General features: G+C 67.7%; 21 protein-coding genes and 1 tRNA gene. 4 read left to right on the top strand and 18 right to left on the bottom strand.

From position 1 onward, the window contains the following. Positions 1–194: 194 nt before the first annotated feature. The 3 genes from ispF to disA all read right to left on the bottom strand — a co-directional run bounded on the left by ispF (position 195) and on the right by disA (position 2,631). Positions 195–671, bottom strand: a complete 477-nt coding sequence (ispF, locus tag HMPREF1868_RS08020; RefSeq protein WP_062531610.1) for a 2-C-methyl-D-erythritol 2,4-cyclodiphosphate synthase — start codon at positions 669–671, stop codon at positions 195–197. A 92-nt stretch (positions 672–763) separates the two neighbouring features. Continuing rightward, positions 764–1,558, bottom strand: coding sequence for a 2-C-methyl-D-erythritol 4-phosphate cytidylyltransferase (ispD, locus tag HMPREF1868_RS08015; protein WP_062531609.1), 795 nt, complete (start codon positions 1,556–1,558; stop codon positions 764–766). Continuing rightward, entirely contained in the window at positions 1,555–2,631 is a 1,077-nt protein-coding gene (gene disA, locus HMPREF1868_RS08010) for a DNA integrity scanning diadenylate cyclase DisA (protein WP_062531608.1), read from the bottom strand. Before disA ends, ispD begins: the two co-directional genes overlap by 4 nt. 690 nt (positions 2,632–3,321) lie before the next feature. On the opposite strand from disA, the gene HMPREF1868_RS08005 reads away from it, so the two are divergent. Together HMPREF1868_RS08005 and HMPREF1868_RS08000 are read left to right on the top strand one after the other, a co-directional pair. After that, the gene (locus tag HMPREF1868_RS08005; protein WP_009278387.1) at positions 3,322–3,597 is read left to right on the top strand and encodes an AbrB/MazE/SpoVT family DNA-binding domain-containing protein; all 276 of its coding nucleotides are present in this window, start codon (positions 3,322–3,324) and stop codon (positions 3,595–3,597) included. After that, on the top strand, positions 3,587–3,922 hold the full coding sequence (locus tag HMPREF1868_RS08000; protein WP_062531607.1) for a type II toxin-antitoxin system RelE/ParE family toxin: 336 nt from the start codon (positions 3,587–3,589) through the stop codon (positions 3,920–3,922). The genes HMPREF1868_RS08005 and HMPREF1868_RS08000 overlap by 11 nt, the downstream gene beginning before the upstream one ends. A gap of 176 nt (positions 3,923–4,098) precedes the next feature. On the opposite strand, the gene HMPREF1868_RS07995 is transcribed toward HMPREF1868_RS08000, so the two are convergent. The 4 genes from HMPREF1868_RS07995 to tatA all read right to left on the bottom strand — a co-directional run bounded on the left by HMPREF1868_RS07995 (position 4,099) and on the right by tatA (position 10,231). After that, the gene (locus HMPREF1868_RS07995) at positions 4,099–6,687 is read right to left on the bottom strand and encodes an ATP-dependent Clp protease ATP-binding subunit (protein WP_062531606.1); all 2,589 of its coding nucleotides are present in this window, start codon (positions 6,685–6,687) and stop codon (positions 4,099–4,101) included. A 270-nt stretch (positions 6,688–6,957) separates the two neighbouring features. Next, positions 6,958–9,216, bottom strand: a complete 2,259-nt coding sequence (gene lysS, locus HMPREF1868_RS07990) for a lysine--tRNA ligase (RefSeq protein ID WP_062531605.1) — start codon at positions 9,214–9,216, stop codon at positions 6,958–6,960. Positions 9,217–9,374: 158 nt separating this feature from the next. Then, positions 9,375–9,851 (bottom strand): transcription elongation factor GreA, encoded by a 477-nt coding sequence (gene greA / locus HMPREF1868_RS07985; protein WP_062531604.1) that lies wholly within the window; start codon positions 9,849–9,851, stop codon positions 9,375–9,377. Between the two features lie 32 nt (positions 9,852–9,883). Beyond that, positions 9,884–10,231, bottom strand: coding sequence for a twin-arginine translocase TatA/TatE family subunit (tatA, locus tag HMPREF1868_RS10215; protein WP_009278382.1), 348 nt, complete (start codon positions 10,229–10,231; stop codon positions 9,884–9,886). 141 nt (positions 10,232–10,372) lie between these two features. On the opposite strand from tatA, the gene HMPREF1868_RS07975 reads away from it, so the two are divergent. Continuing rightward, a complete protein-coding gene (locus tag HMPREF1868_RS07975; protein WP_062531603.1) occupies positions 10,373–11,191 on the top strand; it encodes a spermidine synthase in 819 nt (272 codons plus the stop codon). Here the strand turns inward: HMPREF1868_RS07975 and yihA are convergent. The 8 genes from yihA to HMPREF1868_RS07935 form a co-directional block, all read right to left on the bottom strand. Continuing rightward, a complete protein-coding gene (gene yihA / locus HMPREF1868_RS07970) occupies positions 11,188–11,823 on the bottom strand; it encodes a ribosome biogenesis GTP-binding protein YihA/YsxC (protein ID WP_062531602.1) in 636 nt (211 codons plus the stop codon). The two genes, HMPREF1868_RS07975 and yihA, sit on opposite strands and share 4 nt — an antisense overlap. 3 nt (positions 11,824–11,826) lie before the next feature. Then, positions 11,827–12,879: a lipid II:glycine glycyltransferase FemX gene (locus HMPREF1868_RS07965; RefSeq protein WP_062531601.1), complete on the bottom strand. Its 1,053-nt coding sequence runs from the start codon at positions 12,877–12,879 to the stop codon at positions 11,827–11,829. Positions 12,880–13,145: 266 nt separating this feature from the next. Next, positions 13,146–13,694, bottom strand: a complete 549-nt coding sequence (locus HMPREF1868_RS07960) for an NADPH-dependent FMN reductase (RefSeq protein ID WP_062531600.1) — start codon at positions 13,692–13,694, stop codon at positions 13,146–13,148. Between the two features lie 141 nt (positions 13,695–13,835). Further along, positions 13,836–14,027, bottom strand: a complete 192-nt coding sequence (locus HMPREF1868_RS07955) for a hypothetical protein (protein ID WP_062531599.1) — start codon at positions 14,025–14,027, stop codon at positions 13,836–13,838. Between the two features lie 174 nt (positions 14,028–14,201). Next, the gene (locus HMPREF1868_RS07950) at positions 14,202–15,200 is read right to left on the bottom strand and encodes a DMT family transporter (RefSeq protein WP_082719591.1); all 999 of its coding nucleotides are present in this window, start codon (positions 15,198–15,200) and stop codon (positions 14,202–14,204) included. 84 nt (positions 15,201–15,284) lie between these two features. Further along, positions 15,285–15,361 (bottom strand) — tRNA-Pro (locus tag HMPREF1868_RS07945). A 100-nt stretch (positions 15,362–15,461) separates the two neighbouring features. Further along, positions 15,462–16,355 carry a 4-(cytidine 5'-diphospho)-2-C-methyl-D-erythritol kinase gene (locus HMPREF1868_RS07940; RefSeq protein ID WP_062531598.1) on the bottom strand — a complete coding sequence of 298 codons (894 nt, stop codon included), beginning with the start codon at positions 16,353–16,355 and terminating at the stop codon, positions 15,462–15,464. A 132-nt stretch (positions 16,356–16,487) separates the two neighbouring features. Next, positions 16,488–16,781, bottom strand: coding sequence for a Veg family protein (locus HMPREF1868_RS07935; protein WP_009278373.1), 294 nt, complete (start codon positions 16,779–16,781; stop codon positions 16,488–16,490). Positions 16,782–16,968: 187 nt separating this feature from the next. Between HMPREF1868_RS07935 and HMPREF1868_RS07930 the strand changes: the two genes are divergently transcribed. After that, positions 16,969–18,045, top strand: coding sequence for a M24 family metallopeptidase (locus tag HMPREF1868_RS07930; RefSeq protein ID WP_062531597.1), 1,077 nt, complete (start codon positions 16,969–16,971; stop codon positions 18,043–18,045). A 144-nt stretch (positions 18,046–18,189) separates the two neighbouring features. On the opposite strand, the gene nagB is transcribed toward HMPREF1868_RS07930, so the two are convergent. The 3 genes from nagB to HMPREF1868_RS07915 form a co-directional block, all read right to left on the bottom strand. Further along, positions 18,190–18,924 carry a glucosamine-6-phosphate deaminase gene (nagB, locus tag HMPREF1868_RS07925; protein ID WP_009278371.1) on the bottom strand — a complete coding sequence of 245 codons (735 nt, stop codon included), beginning with the start codon at positions 18,922–18,924 and terminating at the stop codon, positions 18,190–18,192. Positions 18,925–19,096: 172 nt separating this feature from the next. Further along, positions 19,097–19,735: an RdgB/HAM1 family non-canonical purine NTP pyrophosphatase gene (gene rdgB / locus HMPREF1868_RS07920; RefSeq protein ID WP_062531596.1), complete on the bottom strand. Its 639-nt coding sequence runs from the start codon at positions 19,733–19,735 to the stop codon at positions 19,097–19,099. Positions 19,736–19,807: 72 nt separating this feature from the next. Next, on the bottom strand, positions 19,808–21,040 hold the full coding sequence (locus tag HMPREF1868_RS07915) for an ATP-binding protein (protein ID WP_009278369.1): 1,233 nt from the start codon (positions 21,038–21,040) through the stop codon (positions 19,808–19,810). Positions 21,041–21,159 lie beyond the last annotated feature (119 nt).

The following is a 21,159-nucleotide window of genomic DNA, read 5'->3' as shown; positions in this document are numbered from 1 at the left end:
TCGCCGCCACAGCCCCGATGTGGGTGGTTTTCTCGCCTGGGTCGGGTCAGGAACCACCCACATCGGAGTTCCCGCGACCGCGAGCCCCGCCGCGTAGCTGCGCATTTTGCCGCGGGGGCGCGCCCTTGCCCTGCGGCCTCCGCATGCTTCGTCATGCAGCGACATGCGGAGGCGACCCCTCGGGCGAGAGGCGCCTACGGCCGCTCCAGGAGGACGACCGCCCAGGCGGCGATGCCCTCCTCGCGCCCCACGAAGCCCAGCCCCTCCGTCGTGGTCGCCTTGACGCCCACCCGCTCGACGTCGAGCCCGAGGGCGGCGGCGAGGTTCTCCCTCATCTGCTGCCGGTAGGGCATCAGCTTGGGCACCTGGGCGGCCACGGTGCAGTCGCAGTCCACGATGGAGAAGCCCCTCTCGCCCGCCAGCTCGCCCACGCGCGAGAGGAGGGCGAGCGAGTCCGCGTCCTTGTAGGCCGGGTCGGTGTCCGGGAAGAGCTGGCCGATGTCCCCGGCACGGAGGGCCCCGAGCAGGGCGTCGGAGAGCGCATGCGCCAGCACGTCCGCGTCCGAGTGCCCCAGCAGGCCGAGCCTGGAAGGGATGTCCACTCCGCCCAGAATGCAGCGCCTTCCCTCGACCAGGCGGTGGACGTCGTAGCCGTGACCTATGCGAAGCATGTCTTCCCCGTTCTGTGAGCCGTGTCGGGTCGTGCTTGGGAGGGACACGCCCTCCCGGAGTTGGCGCCGCGGCCGCATCCCGATGGGGCACGTCAGTCCCCGAGGCCGCAGCCCTCCCGGATGAGCCTGCGCTCCAGGAGCGCCTCGGCAATCGCCAGGTCCTCCGGAAGCGTCACCTTGATGTTGTCGCGCGAGGTCTGGACGCAAAGCACCCTGCCACCACGCCGCTCCACGAGCGAGGCGTCGTCCGTCCCCTCGTAACCATCCCAGGCGGCGGCCTTGTGCGCCATGAGGATGTCGCGGCGGCGGAAGGCCTGGGGGGTCTGGGCCATCCAGTAGAAGCTGCGGTCGGGCGTCGCCACTATGACGCCGGCCTCCGCAAGCTTCAGGGTGTCGGTGGCGTGGGTGGCACAGATGGCCCCGCCGAGACCGGAGTCCCGGCGCACCGCCGCCAGGACCTCCTCGATGGAGGCGGTGGAGACGAGCGGCCGCGCGGCGTCGTGGATCGCCACGAGGTCGAAGCGGTCGGGCACGTCGTTGAGCCCCGAGAGGACGGACTGCTGGCGCGTCTGGCCGGCCGACGCCAGGCTCACCTCGCACCTGAGCGAGACGCGAGAAAGGACCTCGTCGCGCATCTGGTCCGCACGCTCTGGCGCGCAGACGACCACGATGTGCCCCACCGAGGGGGCACGGTCGAAGGCGAGGAGCGACCAGCAGGCCAAGGGAAGGCCCCTCAGCTCCACGAACTGCTTGCCGCGCGGATCGCCGAAGCGCTCGCCACAGCCGCCCGCGACGACGACTGCGCAGGCGTCGGGCTCGGGGCTGGCCTCGTCCACGCGCTGGGGGCAGGCGCACGCGGCGGGACGAGGCGCCTCTCTCCCGCTCATGCGCGCTTGCCCCACATGCGATACAGGCTGTCGGCCAGGATGCCGGGGTTCTCGACCCCCACGCGATCGAGGCGGGCGGGGTTCTGCTCGATGTCGTCGAGGAGCTGCTGCAGCGAGCCGAACTCGTCGACGATCTTGTCTGCCATGCCCTCGCGCACGACCGAGATGCCCGAGAGGGTGCGCAGGCCCAAAGGCGTCATGACCGAATCCTCGCCCTTGTCCTCGTAACCCAGGATGCTGGCGATCCGCTTCGAGGAGCGCAGCTGGGCGTTGACCGTCTCGTGCAGGCGACGGCGTACGCCGGCGGCGTTCTCCTCGCTGGAGTCGGCGGCGTAGTCGCGGACGAGCAGGGTGTACTCCTCGTCCATGCCGCCGATGAACTCCTCGCGCTGCATGGCGATGGTCTTGCCCTCGCTGCCCAGCTGGAGGAGGAGGTTGCCCAGCTCCTCCGAGGCCGTCATGAGCACCTCGAAGAGGTAGATGGTCTGCGAGATATCAGAGAGCGTCACGTAGTTGTCGAGCTCGAGGGTGGTGAGGCGCAGCAGCTTGCGGTCGAGCTGCGTGCGCGTGGACTGGAGCGAGACCAGGAGCTGGTTCACGGTGCCCATGATGTCCGCAACGGAGCGCAGCTGGTGGCCCTTGCCGTCGATGAAGACGGTAACGACCTGGCGCCGCTCCGAGACCGAGATGACCATGGCGTCGGTGAGCAGGCTCATGCGAGCCGCGGTGCGGTGGCGCATGCCGGTCTCGCTCGTGGGCAGCGACGGGTCGGGGTTGAGGTGGTAGTTGGCGCGCAGGATGCGCGTGAGGCCCTTGTCCACCACGATGGCGCCGTCCATCTTGGAGAGCTCGAAGAGGCGGTTGGCCGTGAACGAGATGTCGAGCCTGAAGCCGTCATCGCCGGCTGCGAGAACGTTGTCGGTGTCTCCGATGCAGATGAGCGCGCCGAGGTGGCCGGCGATGATCATGTCCAGGGCGAGGCGCAGCGCCGTTCCCGGAGCCGTCTGGGAGATGGCGTCCCTGAATCGCCTGCTGGTGTCGTTGGCATCGGCCTCGGCGATCGCTGCTTCCATGGGTCCCCTTTCCTCTGCTGCCGGCCCACGACGGGGCCGCCCGGACAGTACCTCACAGTATAGGGCGCTGCGGCGGCGCAGGCCCAGGCGGTCTGGGGTTGGGCGAGAGGGGTGCAGGGGTGGGGGCGCGACGGCGGGCCACGGGGCGGACGGCGCGCCGGCGACGGATGTTCTTTTCTCTCGCCACGCCCGCCCACATCAGGGCGCGGCGGCCGGCACCGCGACGGCGGACGTTCTTTTCTCTCACACGGGCGGGCCATTGCGGCGGATGGGGGAGTAAGGAACGCCGTCCCGGGCCGCAGCTGGGAAGACGTCGGCAGGCGCGTTCTTTACTCTGCCTCGCGGGCGAGAATCCCGCGCGGCGGCGCAGTAGAGAACAACCCCGGGCGCCGCGTGTTCCCTACCCGCCCACAGGGGGAGAGGATCCCCCGGAACGCCGCAGTAAAGAACAAACCTCAGCGCGCGAGCGTCCCCCGCCGGAGCAAGGGCGTGCCGCGACGGCAATACGCCGCGGTACGCAGTAGAGAACAACTCCAGGCGAGACGCGCCACACCAGCGTCGCATCCCCGCCTCCGCGAGCACCGGGTACCGAGTCGGCAGCCCGCATTGGTGCTTCTGGCATCGACACCTCTCGATATTAATATTAATATCGAGAGGCGAATAAAGGATGGCCAAAGGAAGGAGCGCTGCATGCCTGTTGCGGCGGGAACCATCACACAAACGGGGCAGGTGACTCTCCCCAAGTCCATTAGAGAGATCCTGGGGGTTCACCCGAGCGACCAGGTGGCATTCCTGAGCGATGGAGAACGCGTCGAACTCGTAGCCGTCCCTCGCAACCCCCTCGGCCTGGGAACTCGCGAGGAGTTTCTCGCTCGCGTTGCGGCCGCCGACGAGGCGTACGGCGCCGGAGCCACCCGCAGCGCTTCCGACTTCACCGACAGCCTGAGAGCAAGCCGTGACCTATAGGGTGCTCACGACCCCCGCCTACGAGGAACGTTTCTCCACCGTCCTGGACTATCGACTCAAATACTATGGCCGAAGGTCCGCAGAGAGGCTCGTTGCAGCACAAGAAAGGGCGCAGTCGCTGCTCGGCGGCACGCCGTTCATGGGCGCATCGTTGGTCAAGACGGATACCGCCCCCGAGTCAGGAGCCCTCGGATGGGTGAAGGTCGAGAGGTACATAGCCGTGTATCGCGCCATCGAAGAGGACGAGGCAGTGGTGCTCCTGGACCTGTTTCATGCCTCCGAGAACTGGCGCTCCCGAGTCGCAGGTTACCTGCGGAAGGAGTAGCGGCAGCGGCCCGTGCGGCGGCAGGGTGGCGATGGGGCGGCGGCGTTGCAGCAGAGACGCAACGGAACGCTGCCACGACAGAAATCGGCCCCGGGGCGCCGTTCGCGGCACGCCCCGGGGCCGGTCGCAATCAACGGCTGTCCGCGCGCAAGCTCAGGCAGCGCGCCATTCTCGCCCTAGCCCTCCGAGGAGACCGCACCCTCGGGTGCGTGGGGCGTGGGAGACCAGTGGCTCCTGGCGCGCGGGAGCTCCATGTGCACCCGCTCGGTGATGGAGGGAATCTCCCCCTCGCCGCGCGAGAAGCTCAGGCCCTTCCCGTCGGAGTCGACCAGCACGATGTCGCCGGCCTTCCACTTGCCCTGGAGCAGCTCCTCGGCCAGCCGGTCCTCGATGAGGGTCTGGATGGCCCGACGCAGCGGTCGCGCGCCATAGACAGGGTCGGTGCCCTCCTTGGCCACGAAGTCGCGAGCGGCGTCGGTGAGCTCGATGGACATCCCCTGGCCGATGAGTCGGTTGCGCAGCTCGCCCACCATGAGCTCCACGATGCCACGGAGCTGCTGAGCCTCGAGCGACTTGAAGACCACGATCTCGTCCACGCGGTTGAGGAACTCCGGGCGGAAGAGCCGCTTGAGCTCGCCCTCCACACGGCTGCGGATCTCCTTGTCAGACAGCCCACCGTTGCCCTGGGCGCTGAAGCCCATGGGCGCGGTCTGTGCGATCTCGCGGGCACCTATGTTGGAGGTCATGATGATGACGGTGTTGGAGAAGTCCACCGTGCGTCCCTGGCCATCGGTCAGCCTGCCCTCGTCCAGGATCTGGAGGAGGATGTTGAAGACGTCGGGGTGGGCCTTCTCGATCTCGTCGAAGAGCACCACGGAGTAGGGCCTGCGGCGCACGGCCTTGGTGAGCTCGCCGCCCTCGTCGTAGCCCACATATCCCGGAGGGGCGCCGACGAGCTTCGAGACGCTGTGCTTCTCCATGAACTCGGACATGTCGAAGCTGATCAGGGCGTCCTCGCTGCCAAAGAGGAACTCCGCGAGCGACTTGGCGAGCTCCGTCTTGCCCACGCCCGAGGGGCCCAGGAAGATGAAGGAGCCGCCGGGCCTGCGCGGGTCCTTGAGGGGCGAGCGGCTGCGACGTATGGCCTTGGACACCTTGGTCACGGCCTCGTCCTGGCCCACGACGCGCTGGTGCAGGGCCTCCTCGGCGCGCAGCAGCTTGCTGGCCTCGGCCTCGGTGAGGTTGGAGACGGGCACGCCCGTGATCTCTGACACCACGTCCGCGATGTCGGCCTCGTCCACCACGACGACGTTGGCGTCCAGGCGCTCGCGCCAGGCCGCCTCGAGCTCGTCGCGCTTCGCGCTGAGCTCCTTCTCGCGGTCGCGCAGGCGGGCGGCCTCCTCGAACTCCTGGGCGCTGGCGGCCTGGGCCTTCTCGTCCTTGACGCGGGCGAGCTCCTCGTCCACCTGAGCGAGCTCGGGCGGCAGGCTCGTCTTGTGCACGCGGGTGCGGGCGCCAGCCTCGTCGATGATGTCGATCGCCTTGTCGGGCAGGAAGCGGTCCTGCACGTAGCGGTTCGAGAGCGTCACGGCGGCTGCCAGCGCGCCCTCGGTGTAATGGACGTGGTGGTGCTTCTCGTAGCGGTCCTGCAGTCCACGCAGGATCGAGAGCGTGTCCTCCACGCTGGGCTCGCCCACGTTGACCGGCTGGAAGCGGCGCTCGAGGGCCGAGTCCTTCTCGATGTGCTTGCGGTACTCCTCCGCCGTGGTGGCGCCGATGACCTGGATCTCGCCGCGAGACAGGGGAGGCTTGAGGATGGAGGCCGCGTCGATGGAGCCCTCGGCCGAGCCCGCGCCGATGATGGTGTGCATCTCGTCGATGAAGAGGATGTCCTCCTTGGACTCCATCACCTCGCCGATGACCTTCTTCAGGCGCTCCTCGAACTCGCCGCGGTACTTGGAGCCCGCGACCAGCGAGGCGACGTCCAGGGTCCAGACCTGCTTGCCGCGTAGGATGTCAGGCACGTCTCCCGAAGCGATGAGCTGGGCCAGCCCCTCGACCACGGCCGTCTTGCCCACGCCCGGGTCACCCAGGATGAGCGGGTTGTTCTTCTGGCGGCGGGCCAGGACCTGCATCACGCGCTCGACCTCGCGGTCGCGGCCGATAACAGGGTCGAGCTTGCCGTCGCTCGCCAGCTTGGTGAGGTTGCGGCCGTACTGCTCGAGCATGGAGGCGTCACCCGAGGGCTGGGAGGGCTGGCTGCCGCCGAACTGCTGGCCGAAGGCCGCGCCGACGCCCTGGGGCAGGCGGCGCGAGTTCTCCTCGCTCGTCTGCTCCATGAGCTCGCCCACGGCGTTGCGGATGGCGTCTCCCGAGATGCCCATGCGCGAGAGCGCCGTCATGGCACGCCCGTCCCCCTCGGCGACGATGCCGAGGAGCAGGTGCTCCGTGGCGATGTAGGTCTGGCCACGGGTCATGGTCTCGCGGTAGGCGTCCTCGAGCACGCGCTTGGCGCGCGGCGTGAAGGGGATGTGCCCGCCCGGGACCGGCTCCGACTCCTCGGACGAGATCTCCTTGATGGTGAGGAGGGTCTCGTCGTAGGTGACCTCGAGCTTTGCCAGGGACTGGGCCGCGATGCCCTCCCCCTCCTTGATCAGCGCGAGCAGCAGGTGCTCGGTGCCGACATACATCTTGCCGAGGTTGCGGGCCTCATCCTGCGCGAGGCTCATGACCTTGCGCGCCTTGTCGGTGAACTTCTCGAACATGCGGTCTTGCCCCCCTGTCGAAGGGCCGCCCCGGGGGCGGCGTCGTTTGCTTGTTGGTGTGTACCCCATCGACACGGGAGTGTTTCCCTCGCCCCACGCGGGCGAGAAACGCCACATTCCGGGCCGGAGCCGTGACCAGGCATCCAGCCATTGCCAGCCCGGGCGCCCCGCGCTTGCGCGGAGGGCACCACGGACGCCGACGCCCGGCGGCCTCAGGGCCGCCGGGCGTCAACCGCAAGCCGGAAGGAAGCCCCTCTCACCCGCCCCCAGCTAGGCCTCGGGGTGCTCGGCCAGCCAGACGTCGCGGTCGGGGTCGGTGAGCTTGGTGGCCTCGATCACGTTGGCGAAGAGCTCGTCGAGCTCCATGCCCATGAGCTCGGCGCCGTGGGCGATCACGTCGCGGTCGCAGCCGGCGGCGAACTTCTTGTTCTTGAACTTCTTCTTGAGGCTCTTGAGCTCGAAGTCCTGGACCGAGCCCGAGGGGCGCATGCGCACGCAGGCGTTGATCAGGCCGCTGAGCTCGTCGATGGCAAAGAGGACCTTCTCCATCTGGTGCTCGGGCGCCGGGAGCTCGGGGTTCATGTCGTAGTTGTGGGTCTGGATGGAGTGTGCCAGCGCCGGATTGGCACCCGCCTCCGCGAGGAGCTCCGCCGCCTTCACGGTGTGCAGCTGGTCGTCCTGCCACTTCTCCCAGTCGAGGTCGTGGAGCAGGCCCACCTGGCCCCAGAACTCGACGTTCTGGGGGTCGTACTGCCCGGCGTAGTGGCGCATGAGGCGCTCCAGAGTCTCGCCGTGCTCGATGTGGTAGGGGTCCTCGTTGTACTTCTTGAGCAGCTCGAAGGCCTGCTCGCGGGTGAGGCCACTCTCAATCTTCTCTGCCATCTGGTCGCTTCTCCCTTCCTGCGCGACGTCCGAGGCTCCCGCCTCGGCATCCGCCGCGATGTCCGCCACCGAGGCCGTGGCGTTGTCGGTGAAGGCACCGCTCACCTGGGCCTCGATGTCAGCCCTGGTGATGACCTCGGGCTTCATCTGCGGGAAGAGTAGCACGTCGCGTATCGCGGGCTGGTCGCAGAACAGCATCACCATGCGGTCGATCCCGTAGCCGATGCCGCCTGCGGGGGGCATGCCGTACTCGAGGGCGCGGACGTAGTCGTAGTCGTAGCCCATGGCCTCGTCGTCGCCCATGCCCTTGGCCGCGACCTGCTGGGCGAAGCGCCCGGCCTGGTCGACGGGGTCGTTGAGCTCAGAGAAGGCGTTGGCGTACTCGTGGCCGCAGATGACCAGCTCGAAGCGGTCGGTGAGGCGCGAGTCCTCGTCCTTGCGCTTGGAGAGGGGGCTGACTTCCTCGGGGTAGTCGCAGACGAAGGTGGGATCGACCAGCGTGGACTCCCCCAGCTCGTCGTAGAGCTCGAAGAGGAGCTTGCCGGCACCCCAGCCCTCCTGCCACTCGATCTTGTGGGCGTCGCAGAGCTCGCGCAGGCGCTCGACGGGCGTGTCCATGTCCACGTGCTCCCCCACGACCTCCGAGGCGACCTCCGAGAGGGGCACGGAGCGCCAGGTGCCGCTCATGTCCACCCTCTGGCCCTGGAAGCTGATGACCTCGTGGCCCTCCGCGCAGCCGCAGGCCTCGCGGGCGATGGTCTTGAAGAGGCCCTCGGTGAGCCGCTTCATGCCGTCGAGGTCCGAGTAGGCGCAGTAGGCCTCCATCGAGGTGAACTCGGGGTTGTGGGTGAGGTCCATGCCCTCGTTGCGGAACTGGCGACCGATCTCGTACACGCGCTCGAGGCCGCCCACGATGAGGCGCTTGAGCGGGAGCTCGGTGGCGATGCGCAGGTAGAAGTCGCGGTCGAGGGCGTTGAAGTGGGTCACGAAGGGCCTGGCGTTGGCACCGCCCAGGATGGCGTGCATCATGGGGGTCTCGACCTCCATGTAGCCGTCGTCCTCCATGTAGCGGCGGATGAGCGAGACGATCTGCGAGCGCTTGCGGAAGACCTCGCGGACCTCGGGGTTCATGATGAGGTCGACGTAGCGCTGGCGGTAGCGGACCTCGCGGTCGGTGAGGCCGTGGAACTTCTCGGGCAGGGGGCGCACGGACTTCGAGAGCAGCGTGACCGTGCTGGGCGAGACGGAGAGCTCGCCGCGGCGCGTGCGCATGACGGTGCCGGTCGCCTGCAGGATGTCTCCCAGGTCGAGCTGGCCCAGGAGGGACCAGTCGGCCTCGCTGAGGTTGTTGACGCGGCAGAAGAGCTGGATCTGGCCAGACACGTCCTCGAGCACCACGAAGCAGGCCTTGCCCTGCTTGCGGTAGGCGCGGATGCGGCCCGCGACGGTGTAGGAGTCCTCGGTCGAGGCTCCGGCCTCGAGCTCCTCGTAGCGCCCTGCCAGCTCGGCGGCATGGGCGTCGATGGCGCTCCTCACGGGGTACGGGTTCACCCCCGCGTCGATGAGCGCCTGGCGCTTGGCGCGGCGTACCGCGCGCTCATCGTTGATCGAGGTCTGGGGCGCTGCGCCCTGGCTCTGGTCGGCCATCTGTCTGATCCTTCTCCTTGGTCCCGGGGCGCCCTCGGCGCCTCCGTCACGTGCGAGAGGGGACAAGCTTCCCCGCCTCGCGCCTCCCTCATAGATGGAAGCGCCCCACGCCTGCGAACTTCGCCGGCACGGGGCGCGCTTGCTGCGATCTGCCTTGCCTATCGGGTGATGTTCGTGATGGTGTACTCACGGACCCTGCCGTTGGGCGTGGCGTAGGAGACCTGGTCGCCCACCACGTGGCCGATGAGCACGGCGCCCACCGGCGACTCGTTCGAGATGCGGTGCTCGAGGGAGTTGGTCTCGGTGGTGCCCACGATGGTGAAGCTGGTGCGCTTGCCGCCCTTGTCCTCGAGCTCGACCGTGGTGCCGATCGAGACGGAGAGGTGCATGTCGCTCGAGGACTCGACCACCTTTGCGATGGAAAGAATCTGGCGAATCTCGTTGATGCGGGACTCGTTCTGGGACTGCTCCTCCTTGGCGGCGTCGTACTCGGCGTTCTCGGAGAGGTCGCCGAAGCCACGGGCCTCCTTGATGCGCTCGACGATCTCGTCGTGCTTCTCCCCCTCGCGGAACGCGAGCTCGTCCACCAGACGCTGGCGGCCTTCGGGGGTGAGGATGATTTCCTTGTTGTCCATGCGTGTCCTTCTGTGGGGTGGTGGAGCGGTCGCTACTTGGAGAGCTTGGTGCCGCAGTGGCTGCAGAAGTCCGCGTCGGCGGAGTTCTTGGTGCCGCAGTGGCCGCAGAAGACGGAGTCGCCCGCGGGCTCTGCGGGGGCGGCGTCCTCGACCGCGCCGGCGGCCTCGCCCTTGGCGGCGGAGGTGACGTCCTCCACGACCTCGGAGACGACGTCGCTCACCGCGTTGCCATCCTCGTCGACCTCCTCCATGCCCTCGCGGATGTTCTTCACGGTCTTGCCCAGGGACTTCCCCAGCTTGGGAAGGTTTTTGGGCCCGAAGATGAGCAGAACGACGACGAGGATCAACAGGATCTCGGGAATGCCAAGTCCAAGGATCATGGGGGCCTCCATAGGTTTCGAGCGATGGCTCAGGCTGTTTTCGCGATAAAGCATCCGTTAGTATAGCCGAGGCGGGCACGTACTCACAATCTCTACTCCGCATCAAAAGCCCGTCCGCGCGCACCGTCCAGGGAGGTCTCCATGCCCAAGCCGCTGATCGCGCTCTTCGTCTTCGTCTGCACCCTTGACCTGGTGATTCTTGCCCTTCCCTGGCTGCTCGCGCGACGCGGCGTCCTGCTCAGGCGCACCAAGTTCGGGCCCGCCCTGGTCTTCGACTCGGAGGCGAACGGGCACAGCCTGCGCCTGCTCAACGTGCGGGGCACCTTCCAGAGCCTCAGCTATACCTCGGACGACGACTGGCACGAGCTCGTGACCCTCTACCACCAGTACTTCGCCGAGGTCGTGGACATCGCCGGCGGCGTGGGGAGCGCCTGCGTCATAGGGGGCGGCGGCTTCTCGTTTCCCAAGTGGCTCGTGGCCCACTGCCCCCGGACGGAGGTCGACGTGGTCGAGGTGGACCCCGCCATCATCCGAATCGCGCGCGAGAGCTTCTTCCTCGACCGCCTGGAGGATGAGTTCCACGCCGAGAGGGACGGGCGCCTGCGCATAGCCTGCGCCGACGGCTGGGAGTTCCTGCGCCAGAGCGACCGCCGCTGGGACCTCGTCGTGAACGACGCCTTCAGCGGCAAGAGGCCCCTGGGGCCCATGGGAACGGAGGAGGGGGCGCGCATCATCCACGAGCACCTCAGCGACGACGGCATCTACCTGGCCAATCTCATCTGCCCGCTCGAGGGGCGCAGATCTCGCCCCCTGGACGAGACCCTGCGCGTCTTTGGTCGGGAGTTCTCCCGGCTGTACCTGATTCCCGAGCGACCCGAGGAACCCCGCAAGGACGGGGACAACGTGCTCGTTGCCAGCGACCGGGCGCTGGGGATATCCGAGCGCTACCGCGTGCGCTAGGACGTACCGCCCCCGTCGTCGACCGCGAGCTCGCCCTCGCCCTCCGGTTCGTCCACGGCAAGCTCGATCCTGCGCTGCAGCTCGTCGATGCCCTGGCCGGTCTGCGCCGAGGTGACCACGAACCGGTCCACGTCGACGCCGAAGGCGCGGGCGAGGGCCGCCCTCTGCTGCCCCTGCTTGGAGCGGCCGATCTTGTCCGCCTTGGTGAGCGCCACCACGAAGGGATACCCGCCCCCCTGCAGGAACGAGATCATCTGGCGGTCCAGGTCCTGGGCGTCGTGGCGGATGTCCACGAGCACGACCACCAGGTTGAAGCTGCGCTCCTGCTCGAAGTAGCCCGAGATGAGCGCCGCCCAGCGGGCGCGCTCGGCCTTGCTGACCTTGGCGAAGCCGTAGCCCGGCAGGTCCACGAAGTCGATGCCGTCGGCCTCGAAGAAGTTGACGTTGGCGGTGCGACCCGGCTGGCTCGAGACCTTCGCCAGCGCCTTGCGCCCCAGCAGCTTGTTGAGCAGCGACGACTTGCCCACGTTGGAGCGTCCCGCAAACGAGACCTCCGGCATGCTGGGCTCGGGGATCTGCTCCGCCCTGCCATAGGACGCGACGAAGCGGGCGTCGTTGTACCTGACCGCCATGCGCTAGCCCTCGCTCTTCTCGCCTCGGGTGCCCTTGCGAGCCTTGTCCTCGCGCCGCTGCCGGCGGGCCACCACGAGCCTGCGCGCCTGCACGAGCGCGGCGTAGGCGGCGGGCCTCAGGGGGACGTCGCGGTCGGGGGCGACCTCGGCGACCTCCTTGCAAAACTTGGTCTTGAACTCGTTGAGGCCCATCAGGCTGGGCGAGAACTCGGAGCCGATGGCCATGAGGTCGTACTCCTCGCAACCCAGGCGACCCATCTCGCAGCACTCGAAGTAGACCAGCTTGTCCGAGACGTGCCTGCGCATGGTCTCGTTCCTCGAGGCGGCGTAGTAGCGCGTGGCGCGCGTGCCCGAGATCGTGCAGATCGACCAGGTGACCACGCGGCCGCCCTCGTCGCGCCCGGCGAGCAGGCGGCAGTGCTCGGGGCCAAGGACCTCGAGCATCGTGACATAGTCGGACGCGGGGGCGGGAACGAAGCCGTCGCGCTCGCCCGTCTCGACCATGACCTCGTAGTACTCGTCGAAGGACTCGATCGCGCGCTGGGTCTCGTCCGCGCAGGTGACGGGCGCCTCGCGCAGGGCCTTGCGTACGTCTCGCCTGCCGCGCGGCTTCATGCGCGAGAGGATCGCCTCGTCGCCTCCCGTGACGTCGACGATCACCGTGCGGTCGTAGGGGATCGTGGAGAGCGTGGGGCGAGTCGCGTCGAGCTCGTGCGCCACGGCCATGCGAACGAAGACGGCGTGGGAGCCCATGCCACGCAGGCAGGAGCGAATCGCCTCCACGGCCTGGCGCTCCTGGGCCTCGTCGGGCTCGTCGAGCCAGACCGGGCCATGCTCCGAACGCAGGTAGTGATAGCCGTGGGTCTGGAAGTCCATGACCGACATGATGGCGGCGACTCTCGTGCCGTCGACCAGCTTGAAGTAACCGTAGGGGGTGCGACCCTCGACGGTCTTCTGGTACTCGGCCCAGGACTCGGTCTGCTCAATGGGGAGGGGACGCCCGATGCCCTCGGCAATCTGGCGGTATTCGTCGTAGTCGATCTTCTGCAGCTCCATGATGCCTCCGGAAGCGGCTCGCGTGTTGGTGTGCCCGCGCGATGATGGCGCACGGGACCTGGCTCCATGGTACAGGGGGCGGACGCGGGCTTGCTCGCGGTCGGCGTCGCTGCTCCATAAAGACAGAGGCGCAGACGCCGAGGGAGATTGGCGCCCACCGTCCTGCGAGCCTCCCCCGGCACAAAAAAGCGGGCGGCACGCGATGTGCCACCCGCCCGGGTGCTGCAAGCGATGAGTCGCGCGGAGAGCGTCCCGCCAGCGAGCGCCTACGCCTCGATGAAGGCCTGGAAGTCCGCGACCTGCTTCTTGAGCGCCGCGACCTGCTCGTCGCTGAGCTCGACCACGTTGCTCATCCATGCGCTGCCGTTCACGGCGTAGCCGGTGCCCTCCTCGTCCATGGTGTCCATGCCGATGAAGCGCAGGAGCGAACTCAGGGCTGCGCGCATCTGGGCGGTAGCGGTCTTGCCACCGATGCCGGTGACGGTAACCTTCTTGCCCTTGATGGCGGTGGCGGGCTTACCCTGCTCGACGGGGCGGGACAGCCAGTCGAAGAGGTTCTTGACGTGGCCGGGGAAGCTCGCGTTGTACTGCGGGGTGACGACCCAGATAGCGTCGGCGGCCATGAGCCGCTCGCGCACCTTGGCGACGGCGGCGGGGGTGGGCCACTCGACGTCCTGGTTGATGAGGGGCAGCTCGGAGTAGTCGAGCTCGCTAACCTCGACGGAGTCGCCGAACTCCTCGACGATTGCGGCCTGGACCTGGCGGTTGAAGGACTGCTTGCGGAGCGAGCCCTGCACGAAGAGAACCTTCTTCATGGTAGTTTCCTCTCGATTGGCCCGGACGCGTCCAGGTTCGACCCTCCCCTGCGACGCGCGACCCTGCGTCGCCCGTCCTCGTTGGTAGGCTTCTACCCTCTGCGCGCAGAGATATACAGTGCGCTATTTAATTTTTCGCGATTAATCTTTGGGGAGAAGGGCGTCGTCCGAACCCCGGCGCTCGAGGCTCCTGGCGATGGAGTCCAGGTCCTCCCGCACCGCCCTTCCCCAGCGGTACACGCCACGACCCACGAGGACGATCACGACCACCGGAAGCGCGACGTAGACCAGGAGGACGACAAGCTCCGGCAATCCGAGCCCAAGAACGTGCATCACAACCACCTCCGGACGTAGGAGAGCAGGCAGAGGGGTCGAAGGGCCCCTTCGACTCTTATGCCCAATGCCACGGAGCCCAAGGCATGCGTCCCTGCCGAGCGGAGCGCGCGGTTCGGCCGGCGGCTCTCGGCCCTGCGGCAAGGGCGACGAACGGCCTCGGAAGAGGCGGCCCTACGCCGCCCTGCCCCTCGCCCCCGGCGCCACGTTGACCACCACGATTCCGGCCGAGACCAGCACGAGCGCCAGGACCGAGCGCAGCGGGTCGATGGAACCGGCCTCGCCCAGCAAAAGCGCCGAGAGCAGGAAGCCGAAGACCGGCGTCATAAAGCGGAAGACCGCGATGCGCGACACCGCGTTGACCGAGAGCAGCTGGCTCATGACGGAGTACGCGGCGGCAGAGATGAACCCCATGTACAGGACCAGCAGCACGCCAGCGATGCCGGGGCTCGAGAGGTGGCCGCCCAGGGCGAGTCCGAGACCCGCGAGCACCAGGCCGCCCAGCATGAACTGCCAGCCGCTCAGCATCACGGGATCATGCTCTTGGGTGTGGCGGCGCAGGAGGCAGGTGACGAGCCCGCCGGAAAGCGCGGAGATGAGGATGAGGCCCTCTCCCCCCAGGGCGAAGCCGCCCTTGCCAAGGCTTCCCAGGTTGACCACCACGACGCCGGCGAATCCCAGGACGCAGCCCAGGAGCTTGCGACCGGTGAGCCTCTCCTGCCTGAACGCGAGCGCCGAGAGCAGGATGGCGAAGAAGTTCGAGCTCGCCGTGATGATGGAGCTCGTGGTGCCCATCGCAAAGGCGAGCCCCACATAGAAGCAGAGGTACTGGACGATGGTCTGGAAGGTGGAGAGGAGCATCACCACCGGAAGCTCGTCCACGCGGGGACGCAGGAAGTGACCGCGCCTGACGCTCATGAACGCAGTAACCATGACACCTGCCAGGAAGAAGCGCACGCCCGCAAAGAGGAGCTGGGAGCCATAGTCCCCTGCGGGGATGGAGAAGAGGCGATACCCGAGCTTGATGCAGGGGAAGGCGCTGCCCCAGAGCAGGCAGCAGAACGTGCAGAGGAGGAAGACTCCCCAGCCGGAGGTGAAGAAGGGCGAGAGCCGCGCGCCCTCGTCGCCGTTGCCCGTTGCCGCCGCAATCGCTGAAGCTTCCTTGACGCCCATGAGACTCCTCACGCCGGGATGGTCGCAGAGCGGCGCCCGGCATCAAAAAGGCCGTCGGCACGGATGCCGACGGCCGAACTCTCGTGGTCGGGACGACTGGATTCGAACCAGCGACCTCACGGTCCCGAACCGTGCGCGCTACCAAACTGCGCTACGTCCCGAAAAGCTTGTCTACTCTAGCAGATTTGCCCGGGCGAGAGTGACGTGAAGACAATCGCCGCAAACGCGCCTCGTACTGCCTCGTGCCGTCAGCCTGCCGCCCTAGGCGAGAAGCCCCCCTCGCCTGGAAACCGTACGCGTGGCGCGGGACCAGAGGCCGAGCTCCGAGCTCGCGCGACCGGCGACGCGAGACGCCGCGACCTCGTCCTCGCAAATCGCGAACACACAGCTCCCCGAGCCCGTGACCTGCGCGGCAAGCACGCCCTCCTGGTCGCGCAGCCACCCCTCGACGAGCGCGACCCCTCCCTCGACCCGGGCGGCGGCGTCGGCGAGGTTGTTGTGGAGGGCATCCACGACCGCGCGCACGTCGCCCACGCGAAGGGCCCGGCACATGCCCTCCGGCGAGGGCGGCTCGCTGGGCGCCAGGTCGAAGGCCCGGTAGGCCTCGGCCGTGGAGACGCCTCCCCTGGGTCTGACCAGCGCCACGGGAACACCGTCGAGCGGGGAGAAGGACTCGCGCAGCACGTCTCCCGCGCCGCCCAGGAAGGAGGGAGCCAGGTTGAGGAAGAAGGGCACGTCGGCACCCACGCCGCGGGCCACCGTGACCACGTGCTCGTCGGCGGGATCCTCTCCCCAGAGCTCGCAGAGGGCGAGCAGCATGGCCGCCGCGTCCGACGACGACCCGCCGAGCCCGCTCTGTGCCGGGATGCGCTTGGTGACCTCGACCTGGAAGCAAGGCTCATGGCCGTACTCCTCGCAGAGGCGCTGCGCTGCGACCCACACCGTGTTCTTGCGTGGGTCGACCCCCACGTCCTCGCTCATGCGCAGGCCGGGCTCGCGGCCCGACTCCTCCCAGACGAGCAGCTCGTCGGCAAGGGAGACGGCCACCATGACGGAATCGGCCCGGTGGTAGCCACGCTCGTCCCTGCCCGGATGGATTCCCAGGTGCAGGTTCAGCTTAGCCGGCGCGGCGATCCTGACTCGTTCCGTGCCCATGCGCCTCTCCCCCGTCTGATGGCTCGACATCATCTTGGACGCCCCCCGCCTCCGCCTTCCACAGGCGGGCGGAGGCACGGCTGCCACGGATGCGAGGCGCCCCGCCGGCATCCGACGGGGCGCGCTTCCCTCTTACATCTCCACCTGCGAGTAATCGAGCAGGCGCTCCCCGGTGTCGGGATCATAGAGCTCGACGGTGGAGGTCAGCACGTCCACGTACTGGTAGGACTGGCGGGCGGTGCGGCCGCGCCTCTCCTCTACCTCGATGACGAAGAGGGAGGGGTGGGCGCCCACCAGGGTGCCCGAGCGCTCGATGACGCGGGAGCGACCCATGTTCGCGCGGACCCTGACTCGCTTCCCCTGGAGCCTGACCAGCTCGTCGCGGATCTCGTCCACCCGGTTGACGGGGGAAGTCTCGTTATCCATCGCTTACCTCCAAGAAGTGGCCGCGGCGTGCACGCGATTCCGCAGCCTTGTACCATGCAGCCTTTGAGTGTATATCAGCAGGTGAGTATTCACCAAAGGTAGACAGCCGCAACGCGCCGAGACGGCACCTCGGGCAGCGCGACCCCAGGCCAGCGCGCCAGAACGCGGCCCATCACGAGGAGGACCCATGAACCAGGGACGCAAGGAACGCGTGCTCGAGGGACTCGAGTCGATGGGACTCGAGCAGATGCTGGTGTGCGACCCGCTCTCGATCTGGTACCTGACCGGCTACTACACCGAGCCCTACGAGCGCTTCCTGGCGCTCTACCTGGGCAAGGGCCAGACCGTCCTCTTTGCCAACCGCCTCTTCCCCGACGCCACGGGGGCGGCAGACCGCGTCGTGGGCTTCGACGACACCCAGGACCCCATACCCCTGGTGGCCGAGGTCACGCGCCACGACGCGCCGCTGGGCGTGGACAAGGAGCTCGCGGCGCGCTGGCTCCTGCCCCTCATGGACGCCGGCGCGGCGAGCGGCTTCAGGCTCGCCTCCTCCGCCGTCGACGAGGCACGCTCCGTCAAGGACGAGCGCGAGCGCCAGCTCATGCGCGACGCCAGCCTCACCAATGACCAGGCCATGGACTGGCTCGTGGCACAGCTACGCGAGGGCGTCACCGAGCAGCAGATAGCCGAGGGGCTGCTGGCGGAGTACCGGCGCCTTGGCGCGCAGGACCATTCCTTCACGCCCATCGTGAGCTTTGGCACCAACGCCGCCGACCCCCACCACGAGCCCGACCAGACCGCTCTGACCAAGGGCGACATGGTCCTCTTCGACGTGGGCTGCAAGCGCGACTGGTACTGCTCGGACATGACCCGTACCTTCTTCACCGCCCGTCCCAGCGAGCGCCAGCTCCTGGTGTACGACACCGTGCGCCGCGCCAACGAGGCTGCCGAGGCCATCGTGCGCCCCGGCGTGACCTTTGCCCAGATCGACCTCACGGCCCGCAAGGTCATCGAGGACGCCGGGTTCGGCCCCCGCTTCACGCATCGCCTGGGGCACCAGATCGGCCTGCAGGACCACGAGCCCGGCGACGTCAGCGCGACCCACGACGAGCCGGTCCAGGTCGGCCAGTGCTTCTCCATCGAGCCCGGCATCTACATCCCGGGAGAGATCGGCGTGCGCATCGAGGACCTGCTCATCGTCACCGAGGACGGCTGCGAGGTGCTCAACCACTACAGCCACGAGCCGCGCGTCGTAAAGCTGTAGTCAACGCAGGCGCGAACGGCGCAGGCGCGGGACAACGGGCCCGAGACAAGCGAGAGGGACGCCCGACCTTGGTCGCGACGTCCCTCTCGCCTTGCGCGTTGACTCCGCCACCCGTCGAGCGGACGGCGTCCCCCCTGCCGGCGGCTACTCCTCAGGACACCTGGCCAGTGCCGCCTCGTCCGCTATGACGATGCAGTCGGGATGCAGCTGCAGCGCAGACGCGGGGCAGCTCGGAACCACGGGGCCGTAGCACATGGCCCTGACCGCATCGGCCTTGGCGGCGCCACTCGCCAGGACGAGCACGCGACGGGACTTCATGATGGTCCCCACGCCCATGGTGTAGGCCTGGCGGGGAACGTCGTCGGGGTCGTCGAAGAGGCGACTGTTGGCCTGGATGGTGCTGGGCGTCAGGTCGACGCAGTGGGTGCCCACGGGAAAGCCCTCGGCAGGCTCGTTGAAGCCGATGTGACCGTTGTTGCCGATGCCCAGGAGCTGGAGGTCCGGGTAGCCCGCCTCCTCGACCATGGCGTCGTAGGCTCGGCAGGCGGACTCGGCGTCGGGGTCGGAGCCGTCTGGCACGTGGGTGTTTGCCATGTCGATGTTCACGTGCTTGAACAGGTTGTCGGCCATGAAGTAGTGGTAGCTCTGGGAATCGTCGTGCGAGAGCCCGCGATACTCGTCCAGGTTATAGGTGCGGACCTGCGAGAAGTCTATCTCGCCGCGACGGTTTTTCTCGACGAGGAGGCGGTAGGCGCCGACGGGCGTGGTGCCCGTGGCGAGGCCCAGGACGCTCCTGGGGTCAAGGATGAGCTGGGCGGCGATGACGTCAGCCGCACGGCTGCTCATCTCATCGTAGTCTGCGACGCGAATGATTCTCATGCTTCCTCCGTAGACGCTCACGTTGTGCGGCGGCGCGCGGGCCCGCGCCCTTGGACAAGGACATTATAGAAAGGGCGGTTGCGGACCCCAGGAAGCGCTCGGCATGCGGAGGGTGGGGCGCGCCGGCGGCGTGGACGGCGGCGACTGGCGCGCCGCCCGACGCGACAACGGACTAGAGCTTCGCCGCGAGGTCCATGAGGGCGTGGAAGCGATGCGAAATGGCGTTCTTCTCCTCGGGCAGGAGCTCGGCCATGGTCTTGCCGGGGAGCTCCGCCACGTTGAAGAGCGGGTCGTAGCCGAAGCCGTTGGCTCCGCGGCGCTCGAAGCCGATGGTCCCGGGCACGTCGCCGTCGCCGCGGAGAACCCCCTCGCCGTCCTCGTCGCGCTCGACCAGCACCACAGTGGAGTGGAAGTGCGCGCCGCGCTCGCGCTCGGGGACGTCCGTAAGCTCGGCGAGGAGCTTGTCGTTGTTGGCGTCGTCGTTCCCGTGCTCCCCCGCCCAGCGCGCGGAGAAGATTCCGGGGGCGCCGCCGAGCGCATCGACGCAGAGCCCGGAGTCGTCGGCGACGGCCATGGAGAGGCCCGTCTCGTCCAAGGCGGCACGCGCCTTGATGAGGGCGTTCTGAAAGAAGTCCTCACCGTCCTCGACGGGGTCAGGGAAGTCGCCGAGCTCGCCCAGGGCCACGAAGCGATATCCCTCGAGCCTCTGGGAGAGGATTGCCTCTATCTCCGTGAGCTTGTGCGCGTTGCCCGTGGCCACCACGATCGTGGTGGCCGGGTCCAGGCTTCCTGCGTCTGCTACATCCGACATGTGGTCCTCCTTTGGGAGTTGGTCCGTCGCGTGCGGCACCTCCAACGTCACGTAGGGCGCGCCGCTCGAAGGCTAGCCGAAGATGCTCTCGTCCACGACGTCTGGAATCTGGTCGGGCGTGATGAGCAGGCCGCGGGTGCCTCCCACCATGACCTGGTCGCCGTTGTAGATGACGCCACGTCGCTCGGGGGGTATGTCAAGGGCCTCTCCCACGGAACTCACGTTCTTGAAGAACTTCGAGTTGTAGGTCGCGCTCGACTTGACCTCGAACGCCGCGAAGGGCGTGAGGCCCCTCTCTATGACCAGGTCGATCTCCTCGTCCCTGCCGCTGGTCCTGTAGAAGGACGCGTGTAGCCGTCCCCTCGACGACTGCACGCATTTGGCGTATTCGGCAATGACGGCGTTCTCGAAGACGTTGCCACGCTTCGCGTATGCAGCCAGCGCTTCCGTGTCGTCGATTCCCAGCAGGTGGCACAGGAGGCCTGTGTCCATGAAATAGAGTTTGGGCGACTTTACGAGACGTGCATTGGCATTCGAGCTGTAAGGCCGAAGCTCGAACAGGATGTTGCTGGCGCTCAGGGCCGAGATCCACGACTTCGCAGTCTTCACGTCGACCCCAGCGTCACTTGCCAGGGCCGAGTAGTTGATCAGCTCCCCCGCACGTGCGGCGCACAACCCCATGAAGCGCTCGAACTCGGCCAGCTTGAGGACGCGCAGCTCCTCGCGTACGTCACGGTCCACATAAGTCCGTACGTAGTCGGCGAAGTACCGCGCGGGATGCACTCCGTAGTCATACAGTCGCGGATAGCCGCCGTACAGCACCCAAGCCCACCTGTCATTGCGAACGGCGTCGAGGAGGCGCGCGCCCTTCTCTGGCGCCGACAGGTCTCCCGGCCTGGCCGCCAGCAGCTCGGCGCGCGTCAACGGTGCCATGGTCACGAGCGCCACCCTACCCGCCAGGCTCTGGGACACCTGCTCGAGCAGGAGGTAGTTCTGGGAGCCAGAGACCACAAACTGACCGGCGTCACCGGTCTGGTCGACGACTGTCTGGAGGTAGGAGAAGAGCTCGGGGACGCGCTGCGCCTCATCCAGAATCACGTGGCGGGCATGACGGGCGAGGAAGTCTCGCGGGTCGTCCCGAGCCAGCGCACGCAGGTCAGGGTCCTCGAGCGAGAGATAGGTCCAGTCGGGAAGCATGCTCCTCAGAAGAGTGCTCTTGCCCGTCTGCCGGGCGCCCGTCAACGACACCACTGGATACTCTCCCAGCGCCTCTCTGATGGCCCGCGAGATGTCTCGGGGAATCAAGCCGTTGACCTCCTACCATCAGGATAGATATACGCTTCGTTTAACTGCAACTATACCTGATTTTTCGAGTCGAGATTCCCTGATTTTCAACGTTGAGATTCCCTGATTTGCAGAGCCGG

It is taken from the genome of Olsenella sp. DNF00959 (genome assembly GCF_001553055.1).
Classification (GTDB): Bacteria; Actinomycetota; Coriobacteriia; order Coriobacteriales; family Atopobiaceae; genus Olsenella_I; species Olsenella_I phocaeensis.
The sequence above is the reverse complement of the archived record's forward strand: the minus strand, read 5'-3'. Positions and strand labels throughout refer to the sequence as shown.